The sequence below is a fragment of the Thermodesulfobacterium hydrogeniphilum genome, from assembly GCF_000746255.1.
Taxonomy (GTDB): Bacteria; Desulfobacterota; Thermodesulfobacteria; order Thermodesulfobacteriales; family Thermodesulfobacteriaceae; genus Thermodesulfobacterium; species Thermodesulfobacterium hydrogeniphilum.
Map to the genome: position 1 here is coordinate 14263 of NZ_JQKW01000011.1, position 14919 is coordinate 29181.

At 29.9% G+C, this 14919-nt stretch carries 16 protein-coding genes, 1 tRNA gene and 2 pseudogenes; 14 read left to right on the forward strand and 5 right to left on the reverse strand.

Features of this window, described 5'->3' with window-relative positions; genetic code table 11:
- Positions 1–224 precede the first annotated feature (224 nt).
- Positions 225–701: a HyaD/HybD family hydrogenase maturation endopeptidase gene (locus CC87_RS06340; RefSeq protein WP_038057340.1), complete on the forward strand. Its 477-nt coding sequence runs from the start codon at positions 225–227 to the stop codon at positions 699–701.
- Here the strand turns inward: CC87_RS06340 and CC87_RS06345 are convergent.
- Positions 698–1048: a hydrogenase maturation nickel metallochaperone HypA/HybF gene (locus tag CC87_RS06345; protein ID WP_038057341.1), complete on the reverse strand. Its 351-nt coding sequence runs from the start codon at positions 1046–1048 to the stop codon at positions 698–700. The two genes, CC87_RS06340 and CC87_RS06345, sit on opposite strands and share 4 nt — an antisense overlap.
- A 246-nt stretch (positions 1049–1294) precedes the next feature.
- Here CC87_RS06345 and CC87_RS06350 point away from each other — a divergent pair, with 246 nt between their 5' ends.
- Entirely contained in the window at positions 1295–2605 is a 1311-nt protein-coding gene (locus CC87_RS06350; protein WP_038057342.1) for a porin, read from the forward strand.
- A gap of 34 nt (positions 2606–2639) precedes the next feature.
- On the opposite strand, the gene hypE is transcribed toward CC87_RS06350, so the two are convergent.
- Together hypE and hypB are read right to left on the reverse strand one after the other, a co-directional pair.
- Complete coding sequence (gene hypE / locus CC87_RS06355) at positions 2640–3650, reverse strand: hydrogenase expression/formation protein HypE (protein ID WP_038057344.1); 1011 nt, start codon at positions 3648–3650, stop codon at positions 2640–2642.
- Positions 3651–3662: 12 nt separating this feature from the next.
- Positions 3663–4373, reverse strand: a complete 711-nt coding sequence (hypB, locus tag CC87_RS06360; RefSeq protein ID WP_038057345.1) for a hydrogenase nickel incorporation protein HypB — start codon at positions 4371–4373, stop codon at positions 3663–3665.
- Positions 4374–4495: 122 nt separating this feature from the next.
- Here hypB and CC87_RS08915 point away from each other — a divergent pair.
- From CC87_RS08915 to CC87_RS06405, 12 genes and pseudogenes are all read left to right on the forward strand, one after another.
- Positions 4496–6034: pseudogene (locus CC87_RS08915) on the forward strand (phosphate/phosphite/phosphonate ABC transporter substrate-binding protein).
- A 75-nt stretch (positions 6035–6109) separates the two neighbouring features.
- Positions 6110–6406, forward strand: coding sequence for a hypothetical protein (locus CC87_RS09115; RefSeq protein WP_169740274.1), 297 nt, complete (start codon positions 6110–6112; stop codon positions 6404–6406).
- 26 nt (positions 6407–6432) lie between these two features.
- Positions 6433–7137, forward strand: coding sequence for a hypothetical protein (locus CC87_RS09120; RefSeq protein WP_169740275.1), 705 nt, complete (start codon positions 6433–6435; stop codon positions 7135–7137).
- A gap of 5 nt (positions 7138–7142) precedes the next feature.
- Positions 7143–7211 (forward strand): annotated as a pseudogene (locus CC87_RS09375) (hypothetical protein); the annotation flags it as partial.
- Positions 7212–7445: 234 nt separating this feature from the next.
- The gene (locus tag CC87_RS09335) at positions 7446–7628 is read left to right on the forward strand and encodes an ATP-binding protein (protein ID WP_169740276.1); all 183 of its coding nucleotides are present in this window, start codon (positions 7446–7448) and stop codon (positions 7626–7628) included.
- Complete coding sequence (locus tag CC87_RS09340; protein WP_169740277.1) at positions 7619–7738, forward strand: ATP-binding protein; 120 nt, start codon at positions 7619–7621, stop codon at positions 7736–7738. The genes CC87_RS09335 and CC87_RS09340 overlap by 10 nt, the downstream gene beginning before the upstream one ends.
- On the forward strand, positions 7728–8927 hold the full coding sequence (locus CC87_RS06380; protein ID WP_084222224.1) for a sigma-54-dependent transcriptional regulator: 1200 nt from the start codon (positions 7728–7730) through the stop codon (positions 8925–8927). The genes CC87_RS09340 and CC87_RS06380 overlap by 11 nt, the downstream gene beginning before the upstream one ends.
- The gene (locus CC87_RS06385; protein WP_038057348.1) at positions 8911–10170 is read left to right on the forward strand and encodes a sulfite exporter TauE/SafE family protein; all 1260 of its coding nucleotides are present in this window, start codon (positions 8911–8913) and stop codon (positions 10168–10170) included. The genes CC87_RS06380 and CC87_RS06385 overlap by 17 nt, the downstream gene beginning before the upstream one ends.
- A 75-nt stretch (positions 10171–10245) precedes the next feature.
- Positions 10246–10887, forward strand: coding sequence for a hypothetical protein (locus CC87_RS06390; protein ID WP_038057350.1), 642 nt, complete (start codon positions 10246–10248; stop codon positions 10885–10887).
- Positions 10888–10984: 97 nt separating this feature from the next.
- Positions 10985–11551, forward strand: coding sequence for a lytic transglycosylase domain-containing protein (locus CC87_RS08715; protein ID WP_051920671.1), 567 nt, complete (start codon positions 10985–10987; stop codon positions 11549–11551).
- Positions 11552–11649: 98 nt separating this feature from the next.
- Positions 11650–13344: an indolepyruvate ferredoxin oxidoreductase subunit alpha gene (gene iorA / locus CC87_RS06400; protein ID WP_038057351.1), complete on the forward strand. Its 1695-nt coding sequence runs from the start codon at positions 11650–11652 to the stop codon at positions 13342–13344.
- 2 nt (positions 13345–13346) lie between these two features.
- Complete coding sequence (locus CC87_RS06405) at positions 13347–13940, forward strand: indolepyruvate oxidoreductase subunit beta (RefSeq protein ID WP_038057353.1); 594 nt, start codon at positions 13347–13349, stop codon at positions 13938–13940.
- Here the strand turns inward: CC87_RS06405 and rlmB are convergent.
- Together rlmB and CC87_RS06415 are read right to left on the reverse strand one after the other, a co-directional pair.
- Positions 13908–14732 (reverse strand): 23S rRNA (guanosine(2251)-2'-O)-methyltransferase RlmB, encoded by an 825-nt coding sequence (gene rlmB, locus CC87_RS06410; protein ID WP_038057354.1) that lies wholly within the window; start codon positions 14730–14732, stop codon positions 13908–13910. The two genes, CC87_RS06405 and rlmB, sit on opposite strands and share 33 nt — an antisense overlap.
- Before the next feature lie 13 nt (positions 14733–14745).
- Positions 14746–14836, reverse strand: a tRNA-Ser gene (locus CC87_RS06415).
- Positions 14837–14919: the final 83 nt, after the last annotated feature.

The window sequence follows — 14919 nt, forward strand, 5'->3', positions numbered from 1 at the left end:
TATTAAAAAATTTAATTTTAAATGTCAATCTCAAAAATTTTGAAATTTTTTTAAATCTAATCAATAAAAAGCTAAATGCTAACACTTTTTGATTTTTATAAATATTTTTTAAATTTTATCTCTATTTTTCTTCTTTTTTAAATACATCAAAAGTATTTTGAAAAAATTATAAAAAATAATATAAAAAATATTTGATTTTTATTAAAATGTTTTATACTAATTTCATGTCTCAAAATAAAATTGTTATTTTAGGAATAGGAAATATTTTACTTTCAGATGAAGGGATAGGAGTTAAGGTGGTAAAAGATCTTGAAAAAAGACTTAAATCTATAGAAAATGTAGAACTGGTTGATGGAGGAGTAGGAGGGTTTTCTTTATTACCTTTTATAGAATCAGCAGAAAAACTTTTGGTTATAGATGCAATCTCTGGTAATAGCCCTCCTGGAACTATTTATAAATTTAAAAATGAAGAAATCCCAAGCCAAACCATAGAAAAAATATCACTTCATGAAATTAGTTTTTCTGACATTTTAACCCTTGCTAAATTAAGAGGCAAATACCCTAAGGAAATAGTTATTATAGGAATTGAACCTGAATCCTTAGAAATGGGTATAGAACTCTCAGAACTTGTTAAAGCTAATTATGAAAAACTTATTGAAGAAGTTCTTAAACAGCTTGAAGAATGGGGGATAAAACCTTAGGTCTCCTCTTCCAGTTCCAAGGATTTAAGAAGCATTTCTTCCCCAGAAATAACTTTTGTATTTAAAGATCCGCAATAAGGACAACTAATATCCCATTTATCTTTTACAAACTCTTTTCCACAATCCAAACATCTTAATTTAAGATCTTCAATTTCAATAAAAATTTCTGCATTTTCAAGGGGGCTCCCCTTTTTGAAAAAATCTAAAGCTGTTTTTAATAAATCTATCTCAACTCCTGAAAATTTGCCTATAAGCAAAACTGCTTTGGTAATCTTCTTCCCAGGATATTGTTGAACAATATCTTCTACAGTTTTTATAATGTTTTGAACAATAAAAAACTCATGCATAGATTAATTATATCACTATCTTTTCTGTTTTTAAATAAATAAAACCTCTGTTTTTATAGAACAAATCTATTTTACAAAATTGTCCCTAAGGGAACAATTTTTCATTGTTCTTTTAAATTTTTATTTTTTAATTTATTGAAAATCCTGAAAAATTTTTTGATAGCAATTTTTAAAATACTTGATAGAATTTGAGTATATTTTTGCTTGTCAAATTTTGATAAAAAAATTCTTACAGGAGGTGAATAGATGATGAAAAAAAAATTACAAGTCTTGGGATTGACAGGAGCTTTAATTTTAAGTTCTGTAGCTTCTTCACAAGGTTTTCAAATTAAAGTTGATGAGGACACCTTTGCTAATATAGCTGCTCAGGTGAGAGTTTTTTACTTGAATAAGGATAAAGATACAAATCATAATTACAGATACAATAGATTTCAAGTTTCTAAATTCAGGATCGGTGCCAAAGGACAGATTAATAAGCTTATTCAATTTTATGGAATGTTTGATGCAAAATATAATAGCAAAACCGGCGAAAATCCAGGTTCTTTATGGGAAGCAGGAATTCAATTTAGTTTTGCTCCTGAGTTTGTGGTAAAATTTGGCAAAATGCGTGTCCCCTTTAGTAGGCATAATTTTACATCCCGTTATGTTAGCCCTGTTATGTCAAGTAACGGAGACATCTTTCTTCCAGATCAATTTAAAATTGCTTTAAAAGCTATCAAACCTTATCCAGGGGGATATAAAGCATCCGATCCTTTTAAAAGAACTGATTTTGGAACAGTTATAGCAGGTTATATTAAAAATGGTCTTTTTAAATACTATGTTGGTATTTTTAATGAAGATAGATCAAATTCTAATAAAGTATGGACTCTTAATAGTGGATGGGCTAATGCAACCACTACTGGAAATGTAAAAGACAAAAAGAATTTTGAATATGATATAAGAGTTGAATTTACTCCTACCTTTTTGGGATTTAAATCTGAAAAAACCGCTCTTAATTCAGCTATGAGAGAGGCTCAGACTTATCTTGGAAAATTTGACACTATGACTATTGGAATAGGCTATCATCACGAAAAGCATCTAAATGGACTTAATAAAACTATCTATGGAACCTCCTCTCTTGTTAGGTACGCTTGGGATGCTGACTTCTCTCTTGAAAAAACATTTGCTAAAAAATATATTACAGGATTACAAGCAGGTTATATGAGCTTTCATAATACACATCTTTATGAAACAGTCTCTAATGTATACAAAAAAGGAGATGCTTGGACCTGGTATTTGGGAGGGCATCTTATTTATGGAGAAAAAATAGGTATGGGATATCCTGGAATAGCCTTTAGATATGAATATATAGAAATAGATGGAAAATATAACAATAAAAGTGATTTAGTTTATGATCGTTATGGAATATGTTTTGATTACTGGTTCTCAAGAAGCACAAGAATTGCCACAGGTGTTGATTTTGTGAGAGCTAAAGACGCCTTAAAGGAGTATCTAAAAGCTAATAATTATGAGTATTCTACTACAGACTGGTATATAGGTGTTTTTACACAATTCTAATTAAAAAGAGGAGAGCTTAATAAGCTCTCCTCTTTTAACATATTCTTGGAAATAATTCTCCTGAAGTATTCTCAAGAATTCTCAGAGTTCCGTAAAGAGTTTTTAGAATAACCTGTGGAGAATCTGTTTTTTCTATAACCCTTCCAATAATCTGAGCTTCTTTTCCAGAAGGATGTTTTTTAACAATTTCTAAAGCTTTTTTTGCAATTTTTTCAGGAAGAGCTATAACAACTCTCCCTTCACAAGCTAAGTGATACGGTTCAAAACCAAGAGCCTCGCAAAAAGCTTTAACCTGAGCTCTTACAGGAATATATTCTTCTTCTACCAAAATGTTCACTTTAGAACTGTAAGCCCATTCATAAAGTGTAGCAGAAAGTCCTCCTCTGGTAGGATCTCTCATAGCATGAATCTCTATATTATTTTCAAAAAGTGGCTCTACCAAAGGCCACAAAGTTTCACAATCGCTTAATAGATCAATATCCATGTTTATACCTTCTCTCTCAGCTAAAATACATGCTCCATGATCACCTATAGGACCTGAAACTATGATTACATCTCCAGGTTGTATATTCTGACAGGAAATCCCTTCATAAACTATTTTACCTATACCAGAGGTAGTAATAAAAATTCCATCCACTTCTTTTTTAGGAACTATTTTGGTATCTCCTGCTACTATATATAGTTTATTCTTTTGAGCTTCTTCTTGCATACTTTTCAATATCTTTTCTAAATCTTTTTTAGAAAAACCTTCTTCTATAATAAAACTAACTGTTAAATAAAGTGGTTTTGCTCCCATTACCACTAAATCATTAACAGTTCCAGTTATAGCAAGCTTTCCTATATTACCACCCTTAAAAAATATAGGTTTTACAGTAAAACCATCAATAGTAAAAGCAATTTTATTCTTTTCTTCTTGTAAAACCGCTGCATCTTCAAGTTGTTCTAAAATTGGATTGGAAAAATATTTTAGAAAAATATCTTTAATAAGATAAAAAGTCTCTTCACCTCCACCACCATGAGCTAAGAGCAGTTTATCTAATTTCATATTTTTTTCCCTTTAAACCAATTTCTGACGATATTCTTTGAGCTTGTTTTCTACAAAATCAATCCAATCTTCAAAACCTTCTCCTGTTTTAGAAGATAAAGCCATAACTTTAGCTTGAGGATTAATTCTTTTTATCTGCTCTTTTACTCTATCCAAATTAAAATCAAAATAAGGAAGTAAATCAATTTTGGTTATAACTATTAATTCTGAAGATTTAAAAATAAGTGGATACTTTTCAGGTTTATCTTCCCCTTCAGGAACTGAGAGAAGGGTTACATTTAAATGTGTCCCCAGATCATAATTGGCAGGACAGACGAGATTACCTATATTTTCAACAAATAAAATATCTATCTGATCCATAGGAAGATGATGCATAGCTTTATGAACTAAAGAAGCATCTAAGTGACAAGCACTGCCTGTGGTTATTTGATAAACAGGAATGCCTTTCTGTCTAATTCTTTCTGCATCTCTTTCTGTCTCTAAATCACCCTCTATTACACCAAGGCGATATTTATCCTTTAAAAGTTCCAGAGTCTTTTCCAAAAGAGTAGTTTTACCAGCTCCAGGAGCACTCATTAAATTGATAGCATAAATTTTGTAAGTTTCAAAATGTTCTCTATTATGCTTGGCCTGGAATTGGTTGTATTTTAAAATGTCCTCAAAAACTTCTATGGCTTTTTTATCTGAAGTCTCAGTAATACCACAACCACATTCTTTACACATATTACTCTCCTGTTTAAAATTTTTAATATTACTTTTTATAATTAATTATACTGCATAATTTTAAAAATGTAAAATTAAAAATACTCTTGATTTGTCAATAAAAAATTTTAAATTCAGAACAAATGTTTAAAAAAATCAAAAATTTATTTTTGGTTCTAAATTTTTTCATTTTGTGTCTAAATAGTTGTAATACTGATTCTAAACAGGTTAAAAAATCTCAAACTAATGTTTTGAAAGGTCCTGCGATAGTTATAGGTATTTTATCTCAGGACTCTCCTAAGAACATTTTAAACACATTATATCCTCTTAAAAACTTTTTAGAAAGTAAATTAAAAAGACCTGTAAAAATTGAAATATCACAGGATTTTAATGAATATTATCAAAAAATAAAAAATAAAAAGATAGATCTTTTGATTTTGGATCCTGCTACTTATTGTGAAATAAGATGGAAATTACATAGATATATTATTCCTTTAGTAAAACCTGAAGGGGGAGAAGGAGAAATAACTAGTGTTTTTATAACTAAAAATAGTTTTCACATAGATAGAATTTTTGATGCAATAAATAAAAAAAGTGCTTTGGGAGATGAAAGGTCCTCTTTTAGTTATTTAATTCCTCTTTCCATGTTAAAAGATGTGGGATTATCTTTAAAAGATTTTAAGGAAGTGGCTACTATAAAAAATGAAGATAGAATTGCTCTTTTTGTTCTTATAGGAGAATATGAAGTAGGAGCTTTAAGTGAACCTATAGCTAATAAATATTTAAAAGATGGTCTTAAAATAATCAAAAAATCAGAACCCACTCCTAAGTTTCTTATTGCTACAAGAATTGATTTTGAAGAAAAAAATAAGATAAAAAATTTATTGTTAAAAGATATAAATAAAGATGTTTTAAAAGCTTTTAATATTGAAAAATTTGTTTTTGCTGAAGACAGAGACTTTGATTATATAAGGGTTTTGATACGCAATTTTAAAGGCAAAGATTATATAGAATATCCTAAAAATACTATAAAAGTTGCCATTCTCCCTCTTTATAGCCCTTTAACTATTTACAAAAAATTTGATCCTCTTATGAGATATCTTTCAGAAAAAACAGGGTATGAATTTAAAATGGTTATTCCTAAAAATTTTGAAGAATTTATAAAAATTGTTAGCCAAGGAAAGGTTCATTTTTCTTATCAAAATCCTTATGTTTATGCTATTATATCTAAAAAATATCCTTTAAAGGTTTTAGCTATAACTGTGGGAGAGGAATGTGTTTTTGAACATAAAAAAAAGGGTCTGCGGTGGAGATACTTTTAGAGGAGTTATTATTGTAAAAAGGGAGGTAATATAAATTCCATAAAAGATTTAAAAGGAAAAAAAATATTTATTGTTTCTCCCTATTCTGCAGGAGGATTTTTAGCACAAAAGATTTTTTTAGAAAAAAGGGGATTTAATGTGTATAAAGATTTTAAACTTATAGATGCTAAAAGACAAGAGAAAGTGATAATAGGAGTTTATAAAGAGGAAGCAGATGCCGGATTTGTAAGAGAATCTGCTCTTTCAGTTTTTTCTAAGGAAGTAGATATGTCCAAGATAAAAGTTCTGGCTTTTACAGATTATCTTCCTAATTGGCCTTTTTGTGCAGTAAATGTGGATCCCAAACTTGCAAAAAAGTGAAAGATTTACTAATACACCTTAAGAATAAAGAAGTTCTTAAAAAAGCTAATATCAAAGGATTTGGACTGGCCTCTGATGAAAATTATAAATTTCTTAAAAAATTGGCAAACAAGACCTATTAAACTTTTTAAAAATTTGGAAATATCTTGGAAACGTCTTAGTATTAGAAAGAAAATTTTTGTATCATCTTTTGCTATAATTATTTCTTTGGTTTTTCTAATAGATTTCCTTATTTTGAGTTATCAAGAACAAACTCTCAAAAAAGAAATTTACAATAGATTAAGATCTCATTTAAATGCTCTTGCTTATGAGATCATAGATTATATTGTATTCTTAGATCCTCTGAAGCTTGATGAAAAAATATCTTTTTAATGCAAAATCCCGGAGTTAAATATATAATGATTGCGGATTTAAATGGTAGAATTCTTGCTCATAGTGATCATAAAGAACTTGGAACCTACATTAAAATTGAACCTGCTACTTTTAAATATTGGGAAAAAGAAAAATCTAAAATAAAAATCATTAATATTCCCATTTTTAAAGAAGACTATCCTTTGGGAATCATAAGAGTTGGTATTTCAGAAGAGAGTATAAATAATTATATAAAAAATTCTTTTCAAAAACTTAGAAAATATATTTTTATAATCTCTGCTGGTATATTGCTTTTGACTTTATTCTTTTCTTATTTTCTTGCTAACACACTAACAAAACCCCTTTCCAAACTCAAGGAAAAAATGGCTAATTTGCGAACTGATAAACTTAAATTGTGTGAAAATGAAAATTTAATAGTTTGCAAGGATTTTTATAAATGTAATGAAATTAATTGTCCTGCTTACGGTAAAACAAGATGTTGGTTAATTTTTGAAGCTCCTAAAATATGTAAAAAAAGGTATAACATAGATTGCCATGAATGCTTTGTTTATAAAATCTCTTGTGGAGATGAAATTGGATATCTTATAGAAACTTTTAATGAAATGATAATTAAATTAAAACATTATTTAATAGAACTTGAAAAGAGCAATTTAGAAAAACTTAAGTTAGAAAAGTCTTCAGCTATAGCTGAAATGGCAATGGTGGTAACTCATGAAATAAAAATCCTTTAAATGCTATCAAAGCTGCTTCTTCTTATTTAAAAGCCAATTTTAAAGGGAAGGTTCTAACTGAATTTTTATCTATTATTGATAAAGAAGTTGAAAGATTAAATGAACTAATAAGCGGATTCCTCGCCTATGCCAGATCTTTACCTTTAAAGCTTGAAAAAAATGATATTAATGCTATTTTAAAAGAGGTAGTAAAATTAATTCAACCTGAAGTTGAAGAAAACGGTAAAATATTAAAAACAGATTTTGATTTTAAAATTCCTGAGTTTTATTTTGATTCTTCCCAAATAAAACAGGCTATATTAAATTTATTGCTAAATGCTGAAGACGCTACAAAAAGAGGGGATATTATTTTAGTTAAAACCGAAAAAGAAGGAAATAATGTTAAAATAATTATAAAAGATACTGGTATAGGGATATCAAAAGATCAGCTTGATAAAATTTTTGAACCCTTTTTTTTACTACTAAGGTTACTGGTTCTGGTTTGGGATTAGCTTGTGTAGAACGGATTATTAGAGAACATCATGGAAAAATTGAAGTTAAAAGCGAGGTAGGAAAAGGAACAGAATTTATAATTAAGTTGCCTCTGAGATATGAAGCCTAAAATTCTTTTTATAGATGATGAAATAAATAGTTTAAAAGCTATTTCTGCTATTTTAGAAAAGTCTGGTTTTGAAGTAATAACAGCGAAAACCGCTGAAGAAGGAATTGGCAAACTTCATAATATAACTCCTAACTGTATTCTATTAGATTACCGTCTTCCTGGAATGAATGGAATTGAAATGCTGAAATGGTTAAAAGAAAAAAACTATCACATTCCTATAGTCATTCTTACTGCTTTTGGAACCATTGAAAAAGCTGTAGAAGCTATGAAATTAGAAGCTTTCCATTATTTAGTCAAACCTGTTGATCCTGACTTATTAATAGATGTTATAAAAGAAGCCGCCACAAAACATACTATACCTTTGGATTATTCTTCTTATGAAAAAAAATTTCCAGAAATAATTGGAAGAAGCAAAGCTATTAGAGAAGTGTTTTATATAATTGAAATGGTAGCTAAGAGTAATGCAAATGTTCTTATTACAGGTGAGAGTGGTACAGGAAAAGAATTAATAGCAAGAGCTATTTATAAACATTCTCTTCGCAAAAACAAACCTTTTGTAGTAGTAGATTGCACTACCATTCCTGAAAATCTTTTAGAGAGTGAATTATTCGGTTATGAAAAAGGGGCTTTTACAGGAGCAACAGAAAAGAAGAAAGGTCTTATTGAACTTGCTAATGGAGGACCCCTGTTCTTAGATGAAATAGGAGAACTCCCTTTAAATCTACAAAAAAAATTTTTAAGATTCTTGCAAGAAAAAGAAATTCAGCGTCTGGGAAGTTTAAATAAGATAAAAGTTGATGTAAGAATTATCTCTGCTACAAATCAAGATTTAGAAAGGGCTGTTAAAGAAGGGGCTTTTAGAGAGGATTTATACTGGCGACTAAATGTGGTCAGAATTCATTTGCCACCACTTAGAGAAAGAAAAGAGGATATTCCTTTATTAGTCCAACATTTTTTAAATAAATATGCTAAAGAAAATAATAAACCCATCCCCAATTTAGAACCCGAAGTTATGGATGCTTTAATGAGTTATGATTGGCCTGGAAATATAAGGGAATTGGCTCATGTAATTGAAAGAGCCGTAGTTCTTTCTCCTTCAGGAATAATCTCAATAAAACATTTACCCAGAAGAATTAAAGAAAAATCAGGCTGGGAAGAAAGGAGGAGGTTCTATGAAATTACAATTTAGTTTTTTAAAAAAATTTAAACCTGTAGTAGTATGCATTTTTGTTATTTTTTCTTGTTTATGGATTTATTGGTTAAGCACCTCATCTGTCAAAGCTGAGAAAGTGCAAAAACTCTCTACCTCAACTGCTGTAACTTCTAACCATCAATCAAAAACTTTAAATAATTTAGGTCTCTCTGGAAAATTAGCCAAATTGATTGAAAAAACCCCTGTATGTAGTGCAACTTTAAAAAAAGGTTGTATTGATCCAAAAGCTCCAAAAGGATATTTAGGAATTCCTGGAGCCCCAAAACCAAACTTACTCATTGCTTTTCTATGGGCTCTCTGGGTAGGATGGATCTTTTCTACAGTAGGAGCCTTTGGCGGAATCATGGCTGGAGTAGGACATATTACAATTTATGGATTAGGCAATTATGCAAGTTCATTTAAAAAGACAAATTCTGCTTTAAACAAATTTCTTACAGATACTATCCGTGTTTCTAATATGTTTTTAGTTGGATTAAGTGCTTTGATTTCTTCTTTTAATTATTGGCGTATGAAAAGAATTGTAGCTCCTCTTGCTATTGCAATGGCTATTGGAGCTGTAGGAGGTGCAGTATTTATAGCTGAACTTACAGCTGGAAAAATCAGTTTAAAAGAATATATAGGGTATTTTGGTTTAGCTGTTTTTGTTGTAGCTGGTTTTATGTGGTATGGAACAACTGAAAGAGCCAGAGCCAAAAGAAAAGCAGCAAGAGAAGCTGCTAAACGCTTTGAAGAAGCTGCTAAAAAAGGAGAAACTGTAGAAGGAGTTAAGATTATAAAATTTGGATTAACTGAATGTGTTTTTACCTTTGCAGGAGTAGAATTCAAATTTAATCCTTTACTTGCTGCTATAGGCGGTGCAGCAATTGCAACTATTGCCGTATTCTTAGGTATAGGTGGCGGATTCTTATTAGTACCTTTTATGACAGATATTGTTAAATTACCTATGTTTATTGTAGCAGGAACCTCTGCATTTATAGTTATGATAAAAATGATAGTTGGTATATTTACTTATATGGTAGCTAAAGGTGTAATGGTCTGGTGGCCACTTATTGGAACTGAACTTGCTGGTATATTTATTGGATCCATGATAGGACCTCGCACTCAAAGATACATTCCTGATATATGGTTAAAACGTTTATTTGTACTCTTGGCTATATACGTAGGATTACGTTATACCACTAAAGGGTTTTTTGGAAGAAGTATAGTTCCTCCTTATTAATTATTATCTTTTTGTATTCCAAATACAAGCCCTGAGAAAACAATCTCAGGGCTTGTATTATTTTAGGAGGTAAAAATGCTTGGAAATTTTGAATTCTATTATCTCAAATTTTTATTCATAATTGATAAAATATTTATCATACCCTATAAATTTTTCTATTTCATTTTTAAAAATCCTGTCTGGGCTTATTTTTTGGGAACTTTTATTTTAAGCTTCACAGCTCTACTAATTGGTAAACTATTATTAGGCTTTGTTTTTTATATAAATCGCTCATATATAAAAAGTTTAAATGAAGAACTGATTAAGTGGTATAATTTATCTGTAGAAGCTTTAGAAAAAAAAGATTCTGAAAAATTTCATCTTTTTAATAAGGAAGCTAATGAATATTTTGGAAAACTTTTCTTTTTGAATATAGCTCAATCTATAAGTCTATTAGTTATTCTACCTTTTATACTTGCCTGGTTGCAATTCAGGTTTGGAGAAATTAAATTCCCTTTACCAGTTTCAATCCCTTTTATAGGAAGTCAAGCAAATTATATTTTTGTTTTTCTGATATGCTATTTATTAGCCTGGTTATTTTATAAACAAATTTATAGATTTTTACCCATTTATAGAAAAATTGAAAAATTTATAGTCATTTGTGGGGATGTTCAAAAAGAAATGAAAAGCATGGCAGAGGTCTTAAAAAAGAAAATTGAAGCTTCCAAAATCAAATAATTATCTATCTTTTTGTCTCTTTTCAATTATCTTTTAAAACATTATAATAGCTTTTAAAATCTCTTAAAAAATTTTATTAAAAAAATTTTATTAAAAAATGAAATGGAAAATATTTCTTTTATGCATTTTCTTTTTGAGTGGATATTCTAAAGCTTTCCCTCATATTTACAAATGTATTGATCCTGAAACAGGGGAAATATTTTTTACTAATTATAAAAAACTATCTTTAAATGAAAAATGCAAACTTATTATAAAGGAAAGAAAAAATTCTTCTATAAAAATACCTTATGAGGAGTGGTTTGAAAAAATAGGGAAGTCTTTTTCTTTGGATCCAGCTTTATTAAAAGCAATTGCTAAAGTGGAGTCTTCTTTTAATCCTAAAGCTATTTCACCCAAAGGAGCTCTTGGCCTTATGCAACTCATGCCTTCCACTATCAAATCCTTAAGAATTAAAGATCCTTTTGATCCTGTAGAAAATTTGAAAGGTGGAGCTATGTATTTTAAACAACTTTTAGATGAATTTAAAGATTTGTCTCTTGCTTTAGCAGCCTATCATGCAGGTCCAAAGAAAGTTAAAGCTTATAAAGGCATACCTCCTTTTCCAGAAACACAAAATTTTGTAAAAAATGTTCTTCATTATTATTCAATATTCAAAAATAAATAAATTCTAATCTCCTTAGAGTTTTTTCTTTGAAATTTTTAAAATTTTTATTATACTTATTTTTCTAATTAAGTTTTTAAGTAGTCCTGAGGAGGGATTTTATGCATTTTTTGCTTAAAGATGAAAATACTAAAAAATTCCTTTTAGGAAATGAGGCTATAGCAAGAGCTTCTATAGAAAGCCAGTTAAGAATTGCTTCTGCCTATCCTGGAACACCTTCTTCAGAAATTGCCAATAATCTTTTTCAGATTCAAATTGATTTACCAGGATTTTATTTTGAGTTTGCTACTAATGAAAAAGTAGCTATGGAAATAGTTGGAGCAGCATCTGCTTGTGGATTAAGAGCTCTTACTTGTATGAAACATGTGGGGTTAAATGTAGCAAGTGATGCTTTTATGACCTTAGGATATATAGGGGTTAAAGGGGGATTGGTAGTTGTTACAGCAGATGATCCTTCCTGTCACTCCAGCCAAAATGAACAAGATAATCGTTATTATGCCAGATTAGCTCAGATACCTATGCTTGAGCCTTTTGATCCTCAGTCTGCCTATGAATTAACTAAACATGCCTTTGAAATCTCAGAAAAATTGGAACTTCCTGTTCTTTTAAGAACAACCACCAGAGTTTCTCATGCCAGAAGCACAGTTGAAGTGGCCTCTATACCTTGGGAATTTTATAAAAATTTTGTAAAAGGGCACTTTGAGAAAGATATCAGGAGATTTGTCCCTGTTCCTGCTGTTGCCAGAGAAAGGCATAAAATATTATTGCAAAAATTAAATGAAGCTCAGGTTTTAGCAGAAAATTTCAAATTGAATAAACTTATTCTAAAAGGTAAATATGGCATTTGTGCTTCAGGAGTATCCATTAATTATGTACTTGATGCTTTAGAAGAGCTTGGCATGTCTGAAGATGTGTCTCTGCTTCTTTTAACCTTTACCCATCCCTTTCCTGAAAAACTGGCTAAAGAATTTTTATCTCATGTTGAAACCTGTTTAGTAGTAGAAGAACTTGAACTCTATTTAGAAGAACAATTAAGAATTACAGCCTATAATCATGCATTAAATACTAAAATCCTTGGTAAGACAGAAGGTTTCTTTCCAAGAAATTTTGAATTTACTCCTTATCAGATTAAAAATGCTATTTCAAAGGCTTTTAAAAAAGAAGAAATTAAAGTTGATATACCTCCTTTTGATTTTTCTTCAGATCTTCCTCAAAGACCGCCCACCCTTTGTCCTGGATGCCCTCATAGAGAAACCTATAAACTTATAAAAGAAATTCTTCAAGAGCTGGGTATAGAAGAAAATACCATTTATCCTACAGATATTGGATGTTATACCCTTGGTATTATGCCTCCTCTTAAAATGGCAGATTATCTTCTTTGTATGGGCTCAAGTATAGGCACTTCCTGTGGCTTTGATGTAGCTACAGAGCAAAAAATAGTGGCTTTTATTGGAGATTCCACCTTTTTCCATGCTGGTCTTCCCTCTTTAGTAAATGCTAAATATAATCTTCATAACTTTACTTTAGTAGTTCTTGATAATCAAACCACAGCTATGACAGGTCATCAACCTGTTCCTTCTCAGGAATTAAAATCTGCTTTTTTAAAAGATCATCCTATTATTCCTATTAAAAAGATCGTGGAAGCATTAGATATTCCTTATGTAGAGATTAATCCTTATAAAAAAGAGGAAACCAAAAAACTGATTAAACCTCTTCTTGAAAAGAAAGAACTTTCTGTAATAATAGCTAAAGCACCCTGTATTTTATACAAAACAAAAATTCAAAAGGAGAAATAATTATGAAAAAAATAAAAGGATTAGTAGTTGGAGTAGGGGGGCAAGGAATTATACTTTTTACCAGAGTTTTAGGGGAAGCATGTGTAAAAGAAAACATACCTATTATAGTTTCTGAAATTCATGGGATGGCACAAAGAGGAGGTGTAGTAGAGAGCTCTATTTGTATTTATGGAAAATCTCCTTATGTCTCCGAAGGAGAAGCAGATTTTTTAATTGCTTTTGAACCTGCAGAAGCTCTTAGATTTATAAAAAGAACCCAAAAGAATACCGTTTTTATTATAAGTAAAAATCCAGTTTTACCTCTCTCAGTAAAAGAGGGTTCTGCCACCTATCCTGATTTAAGCCCTTTTTTTGAAAAAATAAAAGACTATTTTTCTAAAATATTTTTTATACCTGGAGAAGACCTTGCTAAAGAAGCAGGCTCAGGAAAAGCCTTAAACATAGTTATGCTGGGTGCCTCTTCTGCTTTAGGACTTTTTCCTGTATCTCCTAAAAGTTTAAAAGAAACTCTTTTAACCCTTTTACCTGAAAAGTTGCATGAGATGAATTTAAAAGCCTTTGATTTAGGATTTAACTATATAAAATCTCTGATGTAAAATTTCATAAAGAATTATACCTGTTGCCACAGCTACATTTAAAGACTGAGCTTTGCCAAATACAGGAATAGTAAGATTTTTATCTGCTAAATTTTTAGCCTCTTTAGAAAGACCTTTAGCCTCATTTCCCAAGATTAAAGCTACCTTATCTGAAAAATTCACTTCAAAAAGATTAATTCCATTTTTTGCTACAGTTCCTATAATCTGAAAATTTTCTTTTTTAAGTTGGAGAATAATTTCTTTTATAGATTCTACAGGCAAAACTGGAAGATGAAGAATACTTCCTGCACTACTACGGACTGCTTTAGGAGTATAAGGATCGGCAGTACCTTTAGTGTAGAAAATTGCTTTAACTCCGGCAGCATCAGCTACTCTTATTATAGCTCCCACATTACTTGGATCCTGTATAGACTCCAAAATTAAAATTGTATTAGCTTTAGCTTGAAAAACTTCTTCTTTTTTAAATTTTTCAGGTTGTTTTATAGCAGATATTATACCTTGAGGAGCTTCTGTATATGAAATTTCTTTTATAAGATTATCAGAAAAAATATAAACAGGAATATTTTTTGATTTCGCAAGTTTTATAATCTCTTTAGCTTTTTCTGTTTTTTCAAGTTCTTCACCTATTCCAATTAAAATTACAGGAGCATTATTTTGTATAGCCTCTTTTACAAAAACAAAACCTTCTAATAAAAAGGCTTTTTGTTTTTTTCTAGTGTGAGAATTAATCAAAGCTTTTAAAAATTTAAAAATTTTGTTTTCTTTGCTTTTTATAATTTTTTTTGGAGACATAATAAAATATTGACGGAGGAGGCGGGATTCGAACCCGCGGTGCAGACTTTAATCTGCACAGCCGATTTCGAGTCGGCCCCCTTCGTCCACTCGGGCACTCCTCCTTTTTTAAAACTTTAGTATATTTATAATAAAATTTTTTAATTAATTTTTTAAAATTATCTTTGAATTTTTAAATCTTTTATAT